The sequence below is a fragment of the Virgibacillus dokdonensis genome, from assembly GCF_900166595.1.
GTDB classification, from domain to species: domain Bacteria; phylum Bacillota; class Bacilli; order Bacillales; family Amphibacillaceae; genus Virgibacillus; species Virgibacillus dokdonensis.
The window spans coordinates 2,951,907-2,970,705 of sequence record NZ_LT745763.1; the positions used below are offsets into that span (position 1 = coordinate 2,951,907).

At 37.3% G+C, this 18,799-nt stretch carries 16 protein-coding genes; 3 read left to right on the forward strand and 13 right to left on the reverse strand.

Going from position 1 to position 18,799, the window contains the following annotated elements; genetic code table 11:
* Positions 1 to 139 precede the first annotated feature (139 nt).
* Positions 140 to 409: a hypothetical protein gene (locus tag B2C77_RS15430; protein WP_077705611.1), complete on the forward strand. Its 270-nt coding sequence runs from the start codon at positions 140 to 142 to the stop codon at positions 407 to 409.
* Positions 410 to 950: 541 nt separating this feature from the next.
* Here B2C77_RS15430 and asnB read toward each other — a convergent pair.
* The 7 genes from asnB to B2C77_RS15465 form a co-directional block, all read right to left on the reverse strand.
* Complete coding sequence (gene asnB / locus B2C77_RS15435) at positions 951 to 2,798, reverse strand: asparagine synthase (glutamine-hydrolyzing) (RefSeq protein WP_077705614.1); 1,848 nt, start codon at positions 2,796 to 2,798, stop codon at positions 951 to 953.
* 297 nt (positions 2,799 to 3,095) lie between these two features.
* Positions 3,096 to 4,913, reverse strand: a complete 1,818-nt coding sequence (gene opp4A / locus B2C77_RS15440) for an oligopeptide ABC transporter substrate-binding protein (protein ID WP_077705617.1) — start codon at positions 4,911 to 4,913, stop codon at positions 3,096 to 3,098.
* An 80-nt stretch (positions 4,914 to 4,993) separates the two neighbouring features.
* Positions 4,994 to 5,896, reverse strand: coding sequence for an ABC transporter permease (locus tag B2C77_RS15445; protein ID WP_077705620.1), 903 nt, complete (start codon positions 5,894 to 5,896; stop codon positions 4,994 to 4,996).
* A gap of 30 nt (positions 5,897 to 5,926) precedes the next feature.
* Entirely contained in the window at positions 5,927 to 6,889 is a 963-nt protein-coding gene (gene opp4B / locus B2C77_RS15450; protein ID WP_077705623.1) for an oligopeptide ABC transporter permease, read from the reverse strand.
* A gap of 4 nt (positions 6,890 to 6,893) precedes the next feature.
* Complete coding sequence (locus tag B2C77_RS15455; RefSeq protein ID WP_077705626.1) at positions 6,894 to 7,826, reverse strand: ABC transporter ATP-binding protein; 933 nt, start codon at positions 7,824 to 7,826, stop codon at positions 6,894 to 6,896.
* Positions 7,813 to 8,832 (reverse strand): ABC transporter ATP-binding protein, encoded by a 1,020-nt coding sequence (locus tag B2C77_RS15460; RefSeq protein ID WP_077705628.1) that lies wholly within the window; start codon positions 8,830 to 8,832, stop codon positions 7,813 to 7,815. Before B2C77_RS15460 ends, B2C77_RS15455 begins: the two co-directional genes overlap by 14 nt.
* Positions 8,833 to 9,417: 585 nt before the next feature.
* Positions 9,418 to 10,986 carry an esterase/lipase family protein gene (locus B2C77_RS15465; protein ID WP_077705631.1) on the reverse strand — a complete coding sequence of 523 codons (1,569 nt, stop codon included), beginning with the start codon at positions 10,984 to 10,986 and terminating at the stop codon, positions 9,418 to 9,420.
* 663 nt (positions 10,987 to 11,649) lie between these two features.
* Between B2C77_RS15465 and B2C77_RS15470 the strand changes: the two genes are divergently transcribed.
* The gene (locus B2C77_RS15470; protein ID WP_303046186.1) at positions 11,650 to 11,856 is read left to right on the forward strand and encodes a helix-turn-helix transcriptional regulator; all 207 of its coding nucleotides are present in this window, start codon (positions 11,650 to 11,652) and stop codon (positions 11,854 to 11,856) included.
* Between the two features lie 3 nt (positions 11,857 to 11,859).
* On the forward strand, positions 11,860 to 12,324 hold the full coding sequence (locus B2C77_RS15475; protein ID WP_077705634.1) for a hypothetical protein: 465 nt from the start codon (positions 11,860 to 11,862) through the stop codon (positions 12,322 to 12,324).
* A gap of 93 nt (positions 12,325 to 12,417) precedes the next feature.
* Here B2C77_RS15475 and B2C77_RS15480 read toward each other — a convergent pair whose 3' ends face one another.
* From B2C77_RS15480 to gnpA, 6 genes are all read right to left on the reverse strand, one after another.
* Entirely contained in the window at positions 12,418 to 13,227 is an 810-nt protein-coding gene (locus B2C77_RS15480; RefSeq protein WP_077705636.1) for a hypothetical protein, read from the reverse strand.
* Positions 13,228 to 13,241: 14 nt separating this feature from the next.
* Positions 13,242 to 13,529, reverse strand: a complete 288-nt coding sequence (locus tag B2C77_RS15485; RefSeq protein ID WP_077705638.1) for a hypothetical protein — start codon at positions 13,527 to 13,529, stop codon at positions 13,242 to 13,244.
* A 303-nt stretch (positions 13,530 to 13,832) separates the two neighbouring features.
* Positions 13,833 to 15,314, reverse strand: a complete 1,482-nt coding sequence (galT, locus tag B2C77_RS15490; protein WP_077705641.1) for a UDP-glucose--hexose-1-phosphate uridylyltransferase — start codon at positions 15,312 to 15,314, stop codon at positions 13,833 to 13,835.
* A 51-nt stretch (positions 15,315 to 15,365) separates the two neighbouring features.
* Positions 15,366 to 16,271 (reverse strand): ROK family protein, encoded by a 906-nt coding sequence (locus tag B2C77_RS15495; protein ID WP_077705644.1) that lies wholly within the window; start codon positions 16,269 to 16,271, stop codon positions 15,366 to 15,368.
* A 192-nt stretch (positions 16,272 to 16,463) separates the two neighbouring features.
* Positions 16,464 to 16,631, reverse strand: coding sequence for a DUF6903 family protein (locus B2C77_RS21760; protein WP_162985856.1), 168 nt, complete (start codon positions 16,629 to 16,631; stop codon positions 16,464 to 16,466).
* Positions 16,628 to 18,790 (reverse strand): 1,3-beta-galactosyl-N-acetylhexosamine phosphorylase, encoded by a 2,163-nt coding sequence (gene gnpA / locus B2C77_RS15500; protein WP_077705647.1) that lies wholly within the window; start codon positions 18,788 to 18,790, stop codon positions 16,628 to 16,630. The genes B2C77_RS21760 and gnpA overlap by 4 nt, the downstream gene beginning before the upstream one ends.
* Positions 18,791 to 18,799 lie beyond the last annotated feature (9 nt).

Consider the following 18,799-nt stretch of genomic DNA (forward strand, 5'->3'; position numbering starts at 1 on the left):
TTGATAAGATGTGAAACTTTTACATCTTTCTATTCGTAACCTAAGTAACGTATAAGCTTTGCTAAGAAAATTTGGCTTATTGATAAACCCTTTCTTTATATTTCAAGTCTCACTATTCTCATACAGGAGGTGACTTTCCTTGAGTATTCTGTTGGATTTATTTGATATTGTACGTTATTTTTATGAATCAAGGCGTGTGGAAGAAAAAGATATTGAAAAAAATATCCGTTACCTAAAGCAACAACAGTGGTTTCAAAACTACTTAAAACATCCAGAAATATATAAAGTAATTGTTTATGATAGAGATGTGCGTGAATGGATCGGAAAATTAAAGTACAAGAAGCTAAACCATCCATCTTATGTAGAAAAAGTACGTAAAAAAATAGTAAATTACTATCAAAAAAGATAGATATTGTTATTCATTAAGTACTTGATGAACATAATGTCTTGCTATCCATTGATACGGTAACTATTTTCCCCTATTTTTAACATGCACGAAGCGACAAACTCCATCGAAAAGCTGTTGTACATCAAACGCCGTGGTTTTCGTGCAACCACGGCATGTTTGCTCATACATGTTTATCTAAGAACAAAGGCGCGGGGCGCCCGTTTAGCAACGTAGCGAGTGGAACAAATCAACGAAAGTTTTAGGAATCATGCCACTAAATCAGGGGTATGCCGACGCCCTAAGGCAAGCCCGTTTTTTAGTCGACCTCCCTATGTAGCACAAACCGATGGTGACTTATCTTAGGGCAATGGAGTGAAGTCGCCTAGTTGCTGGGCGCTGGAGCCGGACGTGGCTTATTCTATTATTTCCTTATCCCAAAGCATCTAATTTTTATACTTTCTATCTTATGAGATAAACATGACTTTTCTTCAACTCTTATGGTGGAAAAACGTCGCTCCTTAAAATGTATGCTTTCCTAAAGCATTAGATTAAGAATCGATCCTTACTCCACCACCTTGACATCATACGTTCTCAACCAGTAATCTATCTGGCAAAGATGAGCAATGAGTTGCGGTCCTTGCATTAATTGTCCATACCACGGTTCTTTAAATTCTTTCCCCTCGCTTACTAAAATAGCCTCTACTTTTTCCTTATTTAAGAACTCAAATAATCGAGCATCCTCATCGTCTACTATTTCCCGCATCCATTTTTTCACTGCATTTGTATACGCTGGTTGAAATGTTTTTGGAAAAGGGCTTTTTTTACGGTAAAGGATGGTCTCTGGTAGAATGCCTTCCATTGCTTTTCGTAAAATACCTTTTTCTTTCCCTTCAAGTATCTTCATTTCCCATGGTATATTCCACACGTACTCTACTAAACGATGATCCGCATAAGGCACACGAACTTCTAAACTCGCTCCCATACTCATCCGATCTTTTCGATCCAATAACTGAGCCATAAACCAATGCATATTTAAATAAAACAGCTCTCTTCTACGTGCATCCTCCTCTTTTTCTCCATCAAGGCGTGGTGTTTCATCGATTGTTTCCTGATAACGCGCATACACATATTCTGAGAGCTGTAACTTCTCCTGCCAGTGAGGATGAAGTAAATCAATACGTGATGACAAAGATCGCATCCATGGAAAACCTGTTTCTTCATCCGTCGGTGGGGAATGAAACCATGGATATCCTCCAAATATTTCATCGGCACATTCTCCTGATAAGCTCACTGTCGTTTGCTTTTTAATCTGTTGACAGAACCAGAGTAATGACGAATCTATATCCGCCATTCCAGGCTGATCTCGTAATTCTACAGCCTTTTTTAAATGGCTTGCTAATGCTTCCCCAGAGATCACTTCATTATGGTGATTCGTTTGAAAAACGGTTGCCATCTCCTCAATAAATGGCTGATCCATGGACGGTTGAAATTTGCTTGCCTTAAAATAATCTGCATTACCTTTATAATCTACAGAAAAAGTAGTGAGAGACCCTTTTCTTCGTTCCTGAAAATATTGCGAGGCAATTGCTGTGATAGCACTCGAATCTAAACCACCAGATAAAAAAGTGGATATAGGAACATCAGAAACGAGCTGCCGTTGCACTGCATCAATACATAGCTCTCTTACTTTACTTATTGTTTCGGACATGGAATCTGTATGATGACAACTGTTTACATTCCAATAGCGCCATTTCTTGAGACCATTTTTTGAAAAAGTTAATGCATGACCTGACCGAAGCTCATGCATATTTTTAAATAGGCCATGTCCTGGTGTCCTAGACGGACCAAGACCAAATATTTCTGCTAAACCAGAACGATCAATTTCCGCTTTTACTTCTTCGTGAGCTAGGATAGCTTTTAGTTCGGAGCCAAAGATAAACTGCCCATTTTTTTCTTGAAAAAATAACGGTTTAACCCCCAAGCGATCTCGAGCTATAAACAGTTGTTCTTTTTCTTCATCCCAAATTGCAAATGCAAATATTCCATTTAAATAATCGACGCATTGTTCTTGCCATTCCAAGTAAGCAGTAAGCAACACTTCGGTATCAGATGTCGTTTCAAAATGATAGTTTTTCTGCCTTAAATCGCTACGTAGTTCATCCGTATTATATAGTTCACCATTATATATAAGCGTATAAGTATGACGGTTTTTCGCTTTGTGCATTGGTTGCTTTCCACCTTCAATATCAATAACTGAAAGCCGCTGATGCCCAAAAGCAACATGTTGATTCATCCATGTATTCGTTTCGTCCGGTCCACGATGTAGCAATGTGTCTGTCATCTGTTCAAGCATTTTTTCCTTTGCCCGCACATCTCTATTAAAATCCACATAACCTACTATTCCACACAAATTAAGTCACCCTCCCTAGATGCATAGAGCCTACAGAACAGTTTATGAAAGGATGTAGCAAAATATAACTTGCATCTTACATAGTGAAGTAATTCTTCATTCCGTACAGATTTTTCATTTCTCACCAATGAAGTACAAAAGGCGAAAGGGGGCATAGGTGACGGCTACCTCCTCACCTACACTTGTCCAGCACACAACTCTCCCATTCTTGAAGTATATGTCTTAGATCAACTTCTATCCAGAACAAACAAAGAAACAGCCTGTGAAATAGGTTCACAGGCTGTCTATCTAAATGTTTTATTCAGCTTTTACTGGTTCTTCTTGCGTTACCGCAATTTCATAGTAATTACCCCAGTTATGTGCTACAGAGTAATTCAATACGCGCTTATTCACAGGAACTAATTTTGCGCGATAATTGGTAGGAATGACCGGAACTTCTTCGACCATTAATTCTTGCCATTCTTTATACACTTTCTGACGGTACTCTAAATCCATAGCATCTCTAGAGACACCTTGCTCTAGAAGTTGATCATTTTCTTCACTTGCATAGCGAGAGAAGTTAAACAGAGCGTCACGTCCATATAATCCTGCTGGGTTGACATCTGTTGCCACACCCCATCCTGCTGCATATACATCGACTTTCGGATCATCGTCACCACTTTGTCCAATTCGATCATAGAATGAATTAAACTCTTGTAAACGACCATCTAATAGTTGTACATTTAATCCAACTTTTTTCCAAGATTGAATGTAGTAATTTGCAACTGGTTCAGCCGTTTCTCCACCAGACATAGAAGCAAAATTAATCACCAAATCTTCGCCATCAGGATTTTCACGCATTCCGTCTCCATCGGTATCCTTATATCCTGCTTCATCTAACAGTTTCTTTGCTTGTTCTGGATTATATTCGATTCCAAGATTGTCTTGATCATGGAAATCTGGATGTGATGGTGGAATTAATGTTGTCGCATTCCAGCGTAAGCCATTGTAAAATTGCTTCCCTACAGCTTCATTATCAATGGCGTGTCCCATTGCTTTACGTAAATTCACATCCGCCATTTTCTTATTTGGATCCGGTTTTACTTCTTTCTTCTCTTTATCCCAAGTTCCTAATTTGAAGCCGATATAAGAATAAGCCATGTCCACATTCCCTATAAATTCTACATTAGACATATCCGCATTGTCTGGATATTGATCTGTAGGAAATTCATGAACCGTATCTACTTCTCCCGATTCTAAAGCTTGTACAACTGTTTTCGGATTCACGACTTTAACTGTAACTTCATCTAACTTTGGTTCACCTTGCCAATAATCTTCATTTTTTGTGTATACGACAGCTTCTCCTGGTGTAATACTTTTTACTTTATATGGTCCCATGCCGATTGGTTCTTTTCTGACAGCGTCAGACTTTTCCATTTCCGCTATAGGGATATCTTGAAAAACATGCTTTGGTAAAGCGTAAGACCAAATTCCACCGCTTAATAAAGAAGGGGATGCTTCTTTGTACGTAATTTTCATCGTTTTCTCATCTACCACTTCAATACCAGAAATAGAATCAGCTTTTCCGTTATGATATTCCTCCATACCTTCAATAACTGTAAAATCATCGCCATAACGAACACCAGGATAATCAGGGTGACCGATAACTTCATAAGCATATGCCCAGTCTTCAGCAGTTACAGGCTCCCCATCATGCCAATTTACATTATCACGAATCGTAAACGTAAACACCTTACCACTATCATCTACTTCAAATGTGGCAGCACCATCTTGGGTGAAATTATGCGTTTCATCCGCAGATAATAAAGATTCATCAAACCATTTAATAAACTCAACATCATAAGCTCCTGAGTAGAAGTTAAAATTTAACAGCCCTTCGAAAGCTGTATCTGTGACGACACCAAATTTCAAGTGCCCGCCATCCATCGCTTCGCCTTCATTTTTCGTTTCTACATTAAAATCTTCAATCGAGTAAATTTGATCTCCATCTTTTCCAGACTTCTTATCGCCCGATTTATCTGACTTACTCTCGTCATCTCCGCCACAGGCAGCCAGTGTAAGTACTAAACCTAGCAAGAGTGCGTATAATAAAATACGCCAACGACTTCCTTTCATGTAAAAACCTCCCTAGTTTGTTTATACGTCATAGGACGCGATCTATACTTAACATCATGTGATGTAAGCAACATAATCAATTAACCTCTGCGCTGTCTTGCATCTGTAGCACGCTTCAATGCTTCGCCAACATTTCGGACAGCTAACATTAATAAGAAAACCATAATCGCTGCTGGCACCCAAATCCACCATCTTAATTCTAGAGTTTGTGGGTTTCTTGCATAACCAAGTAATGTTCCAAGACTTGGGGTATCTTCTGGAAAACCGAATCCTAAAAAGGACAACCCAGACTCTAAACCGATATTCGCAGCCAAGTTTAACGTCATCGTCACAATAATTAACGAACTTAAATTCGGCAAAACTTGAAAAAACATAATCTTCCAGTTCGGAGTTCCTAACGTTTTGGAAGCCTGTGCATAATCAAGTTCTCGCTCTTGTAACGCCTTTGAACGAATTAACCGAGCAATCCCCATCCAGAGAAATGCAGTCATTATCAATGAGAAAGACCATATACTATATTTAGGCACAATCGCAACAAATACAATAACGATCATTAAAAATGGCAAAATTAAAAAGAAATCAACAATACGCATCATAATGTTATCGACTGTTCCACCAAAATAACCAGATACAAGCCCGTAAGTAATACCGATAATCCCTGTCATAAGCGTCACTAAGATACCTATTGATAAGGAGTTGCGCGTCCCAATAATAAGCTGTCCAAAAATATCTCTGCCCCCATAATCCGTTCCTAGCAAAAACTCACTAGACGGTGGCTGATTAATAGCAAATAAATCTACTTTAACAATTTCATCTTGATTCAAAAATAAAGATACTCCGTAAACAAGGCTTGTAATAACAATAAGAAAAATAAAAGATATAAGCGCTACTTTATCTCGCACAATTTCTCGCCAAATTACTTTCGCCATAGAAGGAGCTTTTTCTTGTTCTACCTCTACTACTTCTACATTTGAATATTCCATTTATGTGTCACCTCCATGATAGTCCATTGTTTATTTAATTCGAATACGCGGATCTACGAGACTTAAAATAATATCTGATAATAAGGCGCCTAAAATAGATGCGATTCCAAATAACAAGACAACAGATGTTACGACACTATAATCCCTTTGCAGCACAGATTCCATAAATAACAATCCCATACCTGGATAGCTGAAAATTGTTTCAATAAAAACGGTCCCGCCAATAAGTCCCGTAATTTCAAAACCGAAATAAGCAGCAATTGGTAATAAGGAATTGCGGAAAATATGTCGACGATAAACGCGTGATTCAGAAGCACCTTTTGCTCTTGCCGTAATGACAAAGTCTTTCTGTTTTGTATCAATGATTTCACTACGCAAATACTGCACCGTATTTACGGTAGTAATTAATGCCATCGCTATCGCTGGTAGCAATAAGTGATTAACTTTACTCATAATATACGCAAATGATCCTGGTTCTAATCCCGGATCTACACTTCCGCCAGTTGGGAACCAACCTAAACCATAACCAAAAGCCCATAACATCACTAAAGCAAAGATAAATAATGGCGTGGCAAAACCAATATACGTGTAACCATTAATTAATTGATCTCGCAATGTATCATTGTAACGTCCACTCGTAATACCTAATGGGATGGCGATGAGATATGTAATGATTAACGTCGCTAAGGATAACCAGAATGTGTTTACAAGGCGCTGGCCGATTAACTCAGAGACTGGCATCTTAAAGCGAAAAGATTGTCCTAAGTCGCCTTGAATGGCTGATGTCACCCAATCTTTATATTGTACATACCATGGATCATTTAGCCCGAGTTTCTCTCGTTGCTCTTCAATTGCTGATGGATCAATATTTGGATCGATTAAACCAGACAACGCATCCCCTGGCATTAGTTGTGCCATAATGAATACTAATATACTTAGCAAAACAACTTGTGGCATCGTAATTAACAGTCGTCTAACAATAAATTTCCACATGCTATCAACCTTTCTGCGGTAAAGCTACTAAATGGGAGTCAGATATATGGCGTAATGTATACGCTAGACCTTCTTGATCAAAATAATCATTATAATTTTGCTGATACTCTTTCTCTACTTCTTCGCGGTATACTTTTTGCTGTTGACGGTTAACTGGATTAATATCTGGGATAGCTGCTACTAAGCGTTTCGTATAAATATGTTGTGGATGATTAAAAATATCCGCTTTCGTACCCGCTTCCACGTAACGTCCTTTATACATAATGCCAATCTCATCACACATATGCTTTACAATGCCTAAATCGTGGCTTATAAATAAGTACGTCAAATTTAAATCCTTTTGAATATCTTGCATAAAGTTAAGGACTTGTGCCTGAACCGAAACATCTAATGCAGAAACAGGCTCATCGGCAATAATTAATTTAGGCTTTAAGGCGATTGCTCTTGCAATACCGATCCGTTGCCGTTGTCCACCGGAGAATTGATGCGGGTATTTTAAAATACTTTCAGGGCTTAACCCTACTTGTTCAAGCAATTCTTGTACGCGTTTTTTTTCTTCTGTTTTCGTTAAGTTTTCAAAGTTTCGCAACGGCTCTGCAACAATATCAAGTACTCGTTTTCTGCCATTTAATGAAGAATAAGGATCTTGGAAAATCATTTGAATATCTTTACGAATATCAGACTTTTTGGATTTAAAGCCTGCTAAATCTACACCATCAAACTTCACCGTTCCTGAAGTAATATGATTTAAACCGATAATCGCTTTTCCGGTTGTTGTTTTTCCAGAACCAGACTCTCCTACAAGACCATACGTTTTTCCTCTTTCAATGGAAAAAGACACGCTATCAACAGCCTTTATTGCACCTATTTTACGATTTAAGATTCCCCCTCGAATGGGAAAATGCACCTTTAAATCGTTTACTTCAAGAAGTGCCATGACTTGATTCCCCCTCTACCTTTTCTTCCGGAAAATAAAATTGCTGATAACAGGTACAACGAACGAAATGCCCTGGTGTTATCTCATGTAGCTCAGGATTTTCTTCATGTGCATCCTCACTAATCCACGGAATTCGTGCTTTAAATCGACACCCTTCTCGCGGAAGATTTTGCAAGGATGGAACAATTCCTTGAATCACGTGGAGTTTGTCATGCACACTATCTTCAGCCGGAATGGAATTTAAAAGGGATCTCGTGTATGGATGAAGCGGCTTTTGAAACAACGTATAAACATCCGCAATCTCTACAATTTGCCCTGCATACATAACGGCTACACGATCCGCCATTTCAGCGACAACACCTAAATCATGGGTAATTAAAATAACACCTGTATTCATTTGTTCTTTTAAATCATTCATTAAACCAAGTATTTGGGCTTGAATCGTTACATCAAGCGCTGTAGTAGGCTCATCAGCAATGAGTAGTTCTGGCTTATTAGCAATAGCAATGGCAATCATCACTCGTTGCCTCATTCCACCAGATAATTGATGTGGGTACTGTTCACAGGTGTACTCTGGACGAGGGATGCCAACTTGATTTAACAAGTGAATAACCCGTTCTTTTCGTTTTGTTTTCGATAGTTGTCGATTATGTAATAATAAAGCTTCCGCGATCTGATCTTCTACCGTCATCAACGGATTTAACGCTGTTAACGGGTCTTGAAAAATCATCGCCATATCATTGCCTCGTAGCTTGTTTAATTTCCCAGCTGATAAATGAACAATATCTTCACCTTTAAATTGAATGCTTCCATCTATTTTGGCTTTTGTATGTAATCCCATAATAGAAAATGCTAAGGCGCTTTTTCCAGAGCCTGATTCACCAACAATCGCTAATGTTTCATTCTTATTAACAGATAAAGAAACATCATCCACAGCGGCATAATAGTCATCATTAATACGAAACGATGTTTTAAGATTTTTAATTTCCAAAATGCTATTACTCATGTTGACCTCCTTCTAAATTCCAATCTAAAAAGAAAGAAAATTCTTTCTTTTTTACTTTCAAAAATTGGTTTTGTGTTGTTTTAATTTTTCTGACATTTAATCTAGTGACATGGTGCCTATTCCATTCGTATATAACGACACATAAGAGTTTAGATTATTGTAAACTAAAATAAAATAATTATTTGTATTATACGGTAAAAGACCTCCCTAATCAAGTTTTTATTTAAAGAGAATATTTTTATTTCATAAAATTTTGCGAATATATTCTTATTAAATAAAATATTCCGTCTTTTTTTATAAACATAGAACACATCATACTATTTTAACTTATTGTTCTTTTCTGGCAGTGCTACTATTGACAGAAAAAACTTGGTTTATTAGTACATATTCTTGACAAAAGGCCCAGTTATTTTACTTACACGACCGTAGAGGTTTTCTTTTATCCCCCAAGGATTGTTTAATACCACTTTCAGGTAGTGCTAGACTTTTTTTTTTTAAACAAACTCAAAAGAAAAAAGAGCTGATAGCCCCTAATCTGCAGGGTATAACAGCTCGTATTACGCAAGAGGAATTCATTTTTATTTGTTATTCAGATAGATAAACAGAATCAACCACTGTCCGTTTAAAAGGCGATCCAGAAATTGTCTCGCCATTTATATCCATCGTAATATTGTAGCTTCGATTCTTTTTTAACTGCGAAAATTCTTTTGATAATAGAGGTAAGCCTTTCGACGTGGCAGTCACTACAGGAATTTGCTGTCCTGATTCCACAATTGTATAGTGTACTTCTATACTCTCTTCTTTCACCTGCTTTTTATTCGTTTTCCATTTGCTATCGCTTCCACGATCTTGTGTCTCTGATAGAATTTGCTTTTGAATTGCTTTATCATATTGACCATGCAATAAATAGGCGTTTTTCTTCTCACTACGCATTTTTAATGACCATTCTCCAGCTGAAGGTTGATTGATTTGTATGTGATACCCCGTCGCTCCAGCGAAAAAACCACCCTCCTGTTGCGTCACTTGCACATCGTCATAAACTTTTCCATTCGGATCAATAAGTTCTACACGTTGGAGTGGATTAGCTGTGTACAACTGTATATTTACCTTGTCAATAGCGTCTTCGATTGGAAATAGATGCTTTTCAGCTTTGTTATTCCTTAATGCATCGCCGTGTACATATTGCTCTGTTTTTGCAGTCTTTGAGATTTGTTCCTTATAAATCAAATAATCCCGACTCGGGTTATTCCCCTGCAACACATCGTCTTGTATGATAGGAAAGATACGATTACTTCGGATAGAAGTATGGTTCCAATCCCCAATTGCAACTTCTTCTCCTTTAGGCAGACGACTGCTCACAGTTGTTACCACGCCATCATTATCACCGTAACTGGATAAATACATTCCTCCAAACCATGTCGATGAAAATACCGATCCCCAATCCGTACCACCTAAAGTGTAATAATCATTTACATAGGCATAGGTTTCTTCATCTGTCAAAGAACGAAAATGTTCCATATATCCGGTCTCAACCGCAGATGTTCCTTCACCTCGCATCCCGAGTAATTCAGCTAGCCAACCAGCCCAACTACTATTAGCCAAGTCCGCTAGTTCGGATCCATGATGCGGACTAGATAGAGTAATAATACGATCTATATATTGCCAAGCTCCGTAATAAGTTGCCGCAGCTTGCGCATCAACGCCACCTTTACTGTACGCAATAATCGTAATTGGCTTCCCTTGGAATTGATCTGAAATTTCCGTAATTTTTTCAGCGAGCAATTTTCCATTATCCCACATATCGGCAGAAGCGCCACCTGCATCATGAAGCTGGATAAAAACCGTTTCATATCCCGCTTCAAAAGCAGCTTCATACAATCCACCATCCTCCCAAAATACTTGTGCCACATTGTTTAAACCAGGCACAAATAAAAGCAAAGGGGCGTCAGGTATTGGATTAGTTGGCGTCTCTCCTACAAACCATTCCCCTGGCGTTTCATCATTTCCGTTATCTCCCTTCCCCATTGCAGACCCTTTTGTTTCTTCATGAAGCTGTTTGGCTTCCGACAAACTTTGCGATTGTGCAATAGCATAAGATGGAGTGGACAATAGCAATAAACCGAACAACAACGACAGAAATAAGCGTTTCGCCATTTTTTCTCCTCCATTTTAAATTTGTCATCTATAGAAACATCATTAGACAATGATGGGATTTGCAAGATGTCTGGAAAGCATCTAATTCTACGAAAATAACATAATGAATAAAATCGAGATGGTGGATTTTCAACATGTATCATAATAACTACGTTGGAACGAAAATAGGGAGTGTGTTCATCCTTCCTATTAGTACTGATTCCCAGTTTATAAATTAGGGTTATATGCTGAACAGCAGAAAATAAGCACTTATTTGCCTTTTTTCAAAGAGGTCTTTCCCGTCTTACGCAAGTTGTATGAACAATCCGTAATGAAATCCTTCTGTGAATTGTTCACTGGCTTTATAAGATCAATGTACATGATTTTTTATAATTTGAACATCCGTTATTCGTCCTGTGAAAATAATCCTAGAAAATAGTAATGGGATGGACCGCTGAAAAGTGCGTTTTGCTTGAGTAAACCATCCTGCTTTCATGTTTGATGACTGACTAAAGCTAGCATAGCGAATTATTATACTATAAAAATAATGTTAATTTATCTTAACATAATGGTAACTCAACTTGACATTACATCCGCTATCTCATACACTATTTGTAACCTCTACATATATGTTTGAAGGAATCACTCGCGCATTGGAAGTTCTCTAGGAAGGAGATGGCTTTCGTGAAATTAAACAATCGTGTAAAAGAACTACGAGCGCGATTTGATTTAACGCAAGAGCAACTCGCCAAAAAAGTAGGCGTAACCAGACAGACCATTGCTGCCATTGAAAAAGGCGATTATGTACCATCCTTACTTTTGGCATTAAACATATGCAAAGTGTTCCATCTTCCTATGGAAGAAACTTTTTGGTTATTGGAGGACGATTAAAAGATGAGATTAAAATGGGTGTTCTTTATTAACGTATTGTTATTGTTGCTAGCTGCTTGGGGATTTATTCCTATTTATTCATTTGGAATGCAAGTAGCCAATGCGATTAAAGGTGAGAGCACAGGAGAATGGATTAATATTACACCGACGATCATTTTTTTATTCATCTGTTTAGGGGTTGGGGTCTTGATGTACAGACATAATGCAAAGAAACATAAGCGTATGCTATTGAAATTATTCATGCCTGTAGAGTTTTCTGAACAAGATGAACGTGAAAAAATGATTAACGCTCACGCTTGTCGTAAAGTTTATCTTTTCATGCCATTGATTTTTGGGATAATCCTTTTTTTAATGGGCTTGTATCCATTCATAGCTGACACGTTTCCTTCTTATCCGATGTTACTTTTATTCATCTTTCCGATTGCACAAATTACAATCTACTATTTATCTGTACGTAACAAATTTTAACTACTAGTCATAAGAAACACATTTACATTGTACAACAAGAAGCCGCTCTGCCTGCTTAAAATGCACTTCCAGGCAAAGCGGTTACTGGGTGCGTTATTTATTCGTTCTCTGAATAAATAAGAATCCAATTACCCCTAACAGCAATTGCTTATACTGTTGAGATAACTTATCAGAGACCTCGACAATATCATTATCTAAGTCGTGAAACAAAGTAGTATACTCATGCGGAAACCTTCCATTATAAAAATAGGCCCAGCGATGATGATGTTCATCGATCCATGTGAAATCACCAGTCATAGTAGATCCATCAATAAAAAGCATTTGCTTTCCTTTCTCATCAAAGAGCTTCCCTTTTAGTCGCAAGACACTTTTAAAATCTTTCTGAATATAAAACCCGATATAATTGTCACTTGCATCGTAATACGTAACTTCCGTTTTCTTCATGCCTTTTCGCTTCAACTTAAATATCAGTTCTCCAGTGTTAGAGATAAACGCAAACTTTACTGGTAGCCAATTTATGAACGAACTATTATAAATGAGCAAAGGATAGCACCAGAACGAAACGTGCATAAGTTGAAAAGCGCCAACATACTTGCCCGTTTTTTCAAAACATAATAAACGCGGTAACAAACTAGCATCCTTTTTAAGTACGACATGATCAAGTTGCAAAATAGATGCTTGTGAAAGGCCTATCTCTACGTCTTTTAATTTCTGATAGCTTATTCTGCTTCGAATAATTATTATTATTAAAAATAAAACGGGTAAACCTATAATGGATACTTCTCCCCACTGTTTGGCTCCTGTTGGCGTCCAAATCAATATATACCCAAGAACTACAACGATAAATATAGCTAAAAATATATACCCCATTTTTTCTCTTCGTTTATACATTTCTTGTAACAAATTCCTACCCCCTATCAACGATTTTTAGCAAATGTTTTCGTCCATAACCAACGTCCAATTGAAATGACAATAATAACGATCGCATACGCCGTAACGATACGTAAGAAGCTATTACTAATCTTATTCATAAGCCAACTACCAGGATAATAAAAAATAATAGCAGATAGAACTGAAATAATGATAAATGCCAAAACAATATATACCACATGCATAAGGGATATATCTTCTATATCGTTTATTCGTTTATATAAAAGGCATATGATGACAATGAAACTTGCTATTTCTAAAACCCATTGTAACAATAATCCCTCCCTTTTAAATAAAGTACGAAGAGGTACTAGGCACAGTTTCATATTTCATCAAAATTTTAGCATTCCCCCTTATAAAACCTCACTAATCGCCAAGCCTGGATGGGACAAATGCAAATATCGTTTTCTTCTATAAACGCTATATTTTTTGTTATGTAGAAAACATGAATTGTCGACAAATATTATGCGATAAGTCAAGTTTTTCTTATACTATAAACCTTTACACTTTTATACTTTCTTATAGTGCAAAAAAGCACCCCATGGAGTGCCTTTAATCTATACTATTATTTATTTCTTTTATTCATTAATAAACACTTGCAGAAATCGATGAAAAGATTGATTGTCTTTAAACACTCCTGCATCTTGTAAAATACGTACGAACGTATTACCGACTTCTTTACGCACAATTTCTCTTGCTTCTTCTGTAGTTTGTACATCTGGATACTGCTTTTTTAAGTTGTCTGCCCAAACGCTATGATGCTCCGCTACTTGCTGCTGTCCATGTAATAAATAGCTCTCTATTTCAGCTAATTCTTGCTTCAAACGGGCTGGCAATACAGCTAAGCCCATCACTTCTATTAATCCAATATTTTCTTTTTTAATATGATGTACATCTGCATGCGGATGAAAAATACCTTGAGGATACTGTTCTGTCGTTCGGTTATTCCGCAAGACAAGATCTAATTCATATTTGTCCTTACGTTTTCTAGCAATTGGCGTAATGGTATTATGCGGCGTTTGCTCCGTAAAAGCTTGAATATCCGCTGATTCATCCGAATAATCTTTCCATGAGGCTAAAATGTCATCTGCTGCTTCTACTAAATCAGTACTATTGCTTCCCACTAAACGAATAACGGATAATGGCCAATGTAGGACAGCACAATGCAATCTTGGATACTTTCTCCACGAAAAGGAAAATGCTTCTTTCGCATTCATCATAGCAAATTCATACTTCCCTGCCTGATAATGATCATGACTTAAGATAGATCCACCAACGATTGGTAAATCTGCATTGGAGCCAATAAAATAATGCGGGAATATATCTATAAATGCTAAGAGCCGTTTGAATGTTTGCTGATCGATTTTCATATTCCGATGTTCTCCAGCTAGTAATATACTATGCTCATTATAATATACGTACGGAGAATATTGAAAAAACCACATCTCGTCATGTAAAGGTACTCTTATCATGCGGTGATTTGCCCGAGCTGGATGATCTATTCGCCCAGCATAGCCTTCATTCTCTATACATAATAGACATTTCGGATACGTCACATTTTTAACATTTTCCCGCTCTAGCTTCATTTGCTCTGGATCTTTTTCCGGTTTGGATAAATTAATCGTAATATCCATCGTCCCATAAGCCGTGTCCACCTTATAGCTTATGTTTTTCGCAATTCGATTCATTTGAATATAGTTACTATTTTTTGATAAAGCATAAAAGTAATTCGTAGCTTCTATTGGTGATTGCTTATACTTTTCATAAAATGTCTGGTTAATTTCTGAAGGGCGCGCGATAAGACAATTCATGATATGAGCCGTCAGTATTTCTTTTTCACTTAAAACGTTGCGAATAATTTCATGCTCCAATGCATATTCAATCAAATGCTCTACTAAATTTGGGATGGAAGTATCTCTTGCTGGTACTACTCCATCTGGATATGCCTCTAATTGCAAGACATTCATAATTTGGTTCCTAGCATATACTTTGTCAGCTTGTGCAATCATTTCTGTGGTACCTGCTTTTTCAATAAGTCCTGCTAAATAGGGATACACCATCCTTCATCACTCCTTTAAGGTCCATATTCTACAATTTCACATAACATCCAACTAGGAAAGCACACACGCTCTTAACCCTGCACCAATAATGCCTTGGTGATTGTTCAGCTTACTAATCTCCATATTTTCTAGGATATGGATTTGTTCAGCAAGCAAATACGTTTGGAGTTTTACTTTGATTAGCTCTAATAACCAAGGATTATGGGTAACTACACTTCCTCCAAAAACAATTTTATTTGGATCTAACAAACTACTGACAGTATAGACACCCTGTGTTAGAACAAATACCATTTCTTCTATCAACTGCTGTGCTTCTTCATCACCTGTCAAATAGTTAGCAAAAATATCTTTCGTTATGACCTGATCATCTGCATATATCTTTCTTGCCTGTAGTTGCATTGCTGGTCCTGAAGCAGCATTTTCCAATCTTTGTAAGGCTTCGCTGTTTAATTTAGAATAAACTGGAATTAAACCTAATTCCCCAGCAAAACCAGCACCACGAATAAATTCACCATCTTGAATAATAGAACAGGAAATACCAGTACTAATTGTGATATAAACAAGCAATTCTTGATTAGCCATTTCCGCTTTTTTCCACTCTGCAAACGCAGCCATATACACATCATTATCAATGGCAATTTTGTCAATACCGATTGCTTTTTGGAGTCGTTCCATAAATGGAAAGTTATCCCAGGGTAAATTATTCTGATAAACAGCAATCCCTCGCTCACGATCTACCTTCCCCGGGACACCTGCGCCAATGCCATATATTTCATGTTTTGGAATACTAGAATGGTCTAGCAGCTGTTCTACACATTGCACAACTTTAGCAAACATCGTTTCCTTATTTGTAGGATCACTGCTCACTTTTACCTGTTGAATTAAATTGCCATATTCATTTACAATTCCTGCCGCCACTTTTGTTCCGCCAATGTCAATCCCAATGCTGTATTTCATCCTTATCCTCACCTTTACAACACATGGCTTAAGTTACTCTTTATAGATAAACTTAGATATCGCCAATTCTTATGGCAAAAGCCGTCGTTTTGCTTATACTATAAACCTTAAAATTTTTATATTTTCTATAGTCCAAGAACGAAGCCTGCTTTTTTAATCTTCCGCACACAGAGTAAAGACTGCACTACTCCTTTATACAAATTTCCGATTATAGTTCCATAGTAAAAATAAAAGACCTGTTAAGCCAATAAGTTGAAGAAATAGTTCAAATTTGCCAACGGTTTGTTGTCCATAAAATATGAGAAACAGACAAAATAGAAAGAAAACAACCTTGACAACTACAAAAATTTTATCCTTCATGTGTAGTCCTCCCATATGATTTCGCTTGCTTCTAACTCAACTTGACGTTTGTTTCCATCGCCATCATAAACATTGGTAACTTGTTTTTCGGTAGAGTTATTAATAATGGCATATTTTTTCACTTCTGGGTATGCATGTACTTCACAGTGCACATTTGAAGCAAACCATTTTCTCATTTCTTCTTCTTTATGAGCTGCATAATACATGGCACGTAATAATAATCTCGTATTCTCATGACTATACGGTAAACCTGCGATATATACGGCTCTCCCCTTTCCAAAACCGGAGCTAGCAAGATGAACACCATCATTAGAATATTCGATAATTTCTGTCGCCTCGTTTAATGCAAAGATATACTCCATGCTTTCACCAAAATCAAATGCAGTCATATCTTCAGCAATAAAATGATTCTCGATTACTTCTGTAAAATATTTATTCGTCGATAAGCTAAAGCCTAATTCTTTATCTAATCCAAAAACATTAGCAAGCTGAAAATAGCGCCCTTCATGATGATAAGCAGTTGGTTCTCCTATACCAACGAAACCGCCCCCCTCATATATCCATTTACGAAGAATGGAAATTAATTGAGGATTTTTCCATTTCTCGCCGCCAGAAAACGCAGTCCCTGCATCACCTACATTAATAATCACATCTATATCTTCTGGTACCCCTTTTGCGATTACATCGTCAAAACTAATAAAAGATACGTCCACTGCTGATCCACTTAATGCTTCTAATACACCATGATAAGAATACGCTTTTTTATACCATTTTCCGTGGGCAACAATATGCGTTTGCCATGTTCGCAATTTCCCCCATGCATTTAAAACGGCTACTTTTAGACCTGTATACGGTTGAATTCCGTGAATATTATCATAAATTTCTCGAAATTCATTTGTAACCTTCTCCACGTAATCAACAAATTTAGGAAACTTATATGCTAAACTTAAATAACCGCCATAACCAATTCTATCTAAAGGTTTGCGCATTAACGCTCTTCTTGCTGTTAACCAATTTTCGTTTGCTTCAATAACCGGATCATTGCCTTCATAGAATGTGTCAGGAAAGAAATAAGGTAAAAATCTTCCTTCCGTATATTTCACACCTGGAATATCAGAAATAATTCGTAACGTCGTTCCATCACCAACGCTACCAACAACGGCGTCCATGCCGACAGATGGAAAATAACTACCATAAGGTTCTGTTCCAATCCAATTATCGCCTAAAAACATCATCGCTTCTTTATCATGCTCATGAACGATATCAACTAATTCCTTCACTTCCTTTGCAACGAACTGCTGAATAAAATCAATATAATCTAAATACGCTTGTGAAGGAATACGAAAAGTCGTGTTGTAATAGCCTTTGTTCACAATATCTTCTGGCCTTAAACGGTAGCCTTTCTCTTTTTCAAACGCTTCAAGTGCTGCAACGGAAACACTCGCACCGTAGCCAAACCAATCCACAAACTTCTCCTTACCTAAATCATTAAAAATGAGTGTGAAATGATAGAAAAAGGTCGTAAAGCGAACAACGTCTGTATCTGGATTTTCCTTTAACCATTGTTGTAAATATGCTTTTACATACTGGTTAGAATGAGGTTGACGGACATCAAACGGGATATCATGTGGTGTATCTCCCCAATCATTTGTTATATGATTATACATTTGCGTCGGATCCCATTTCATATATGCTAAAAAAGAAACCGTATATTCATGCCACTGTTCAACTTGTTTCATCGTTACACAATTCGTTGCTTCATCTACTTGCCAATAGTCTGGTGAAACAACCTCACCTGTTGTTCGGTCGATTACTTCCCACCAACGCTTTGGATCATGAATATAATCCGGCGTTATTTGTTCCTCAAAATAACCCTTTAAAAACGGAATTTCCAACGTGGTTTCTGTTGCTGTATAATAGGGCGACATTAAATATAGTTGCTGCATTTCCTCTGGATGCTGTTTAGCAAAATCATTATGATTTCGAGCCACAAAATACGTCGTATAAATTTTCGCATCTAATTGTTTGATCTCATCATCCAACTTCGTTCCATCGCTATCTCGCAGTGCATCTGCACCCCAGCGCTCCATCAATTCCTTCGTCTCTTGTAAAAAATGTTGCTGACTTGGTAATGTAACTCTTCCTGTTGTTTTTTTCATCTCTCACAC

Bases quoted from the DNA above. Each gene is read 5' to 3' on its own strand.
- B2C77_RS15445 (WP_077705620.1), bottom strand. From the start codon at position 5,896: ATGGAATATTCAAATGTAGAAGTAGTAGAGGTAGAACAAGAAAAAGCT.
- B2C77_RS15465 (WP_077705631.1), bottom strand. From the start codon at position 10,986: ATGGCGAAACGCTTATTTCTGTCGTTGTTGTTCGGTTTATTGCTATTG.
- B2C77_RS21760 (WP_162985856.1), bottom strand. From the start codon at position 16,631: ATGAAGGATAAAATTTTTGTAGTTGTCAAGGTTGTTTTCTTTCTATTT.
- opp4B (WP_077705623.1), bottom strand. From the start codon at position 6,889: ATGTGGAAATTTATTGTTAGACGACTGTTAATTACGATGCCACAAGTT.
- B2C77_RS15455 (WP_077705626.1), bottom strand. From the start codon at position 7,826: ATGGCACTTCTTGAAGTAAACGATTTAAAGGTGCATTTTCCCATTCGA.
- gnpA (WP_077705647.1), bottom strand. From the start codon at position 18,790: ATGAAAAAAACAACAGGAAGAGTTACATTACCAAGTCAGCAACATTTT.
- B2C77_RS15475 (WP_077705634.1), top strand. From the start codon at position 11,860: ATGAGATTAAAATGGGTGTTCTTTATTAACGTATTGTTATTGTTGCTA.
- galT (WP_077705641.1), bottom strand. From the start codon at position 15,314: ATGGTGTATCCCTATTTAGCAGGACTTATTGAAAAAGCAGGTACCACA.
- B2C77_RS15460 (WP_077705628.1), bottom strand. From the start codon at position 8,832: ATGAGTAATAGCATTTTGGAAATTAAAAATCTTAAAACATCGTTTCGT.
- opp4A (WP_077705617.1), bottom strand. From the start codon at position 4,913: ATGAAAGGAAGTCGTTGGCGTATTTTATTATACGCACTCTTGCTAGGT.
- B2C77_RS15495 (WP_077705644.1), bottom strand. From the start codon at position 16,271: ATGAAATACAGCATTGGGATTGACATTGGCGGAACAAAAGTGGCGGCA.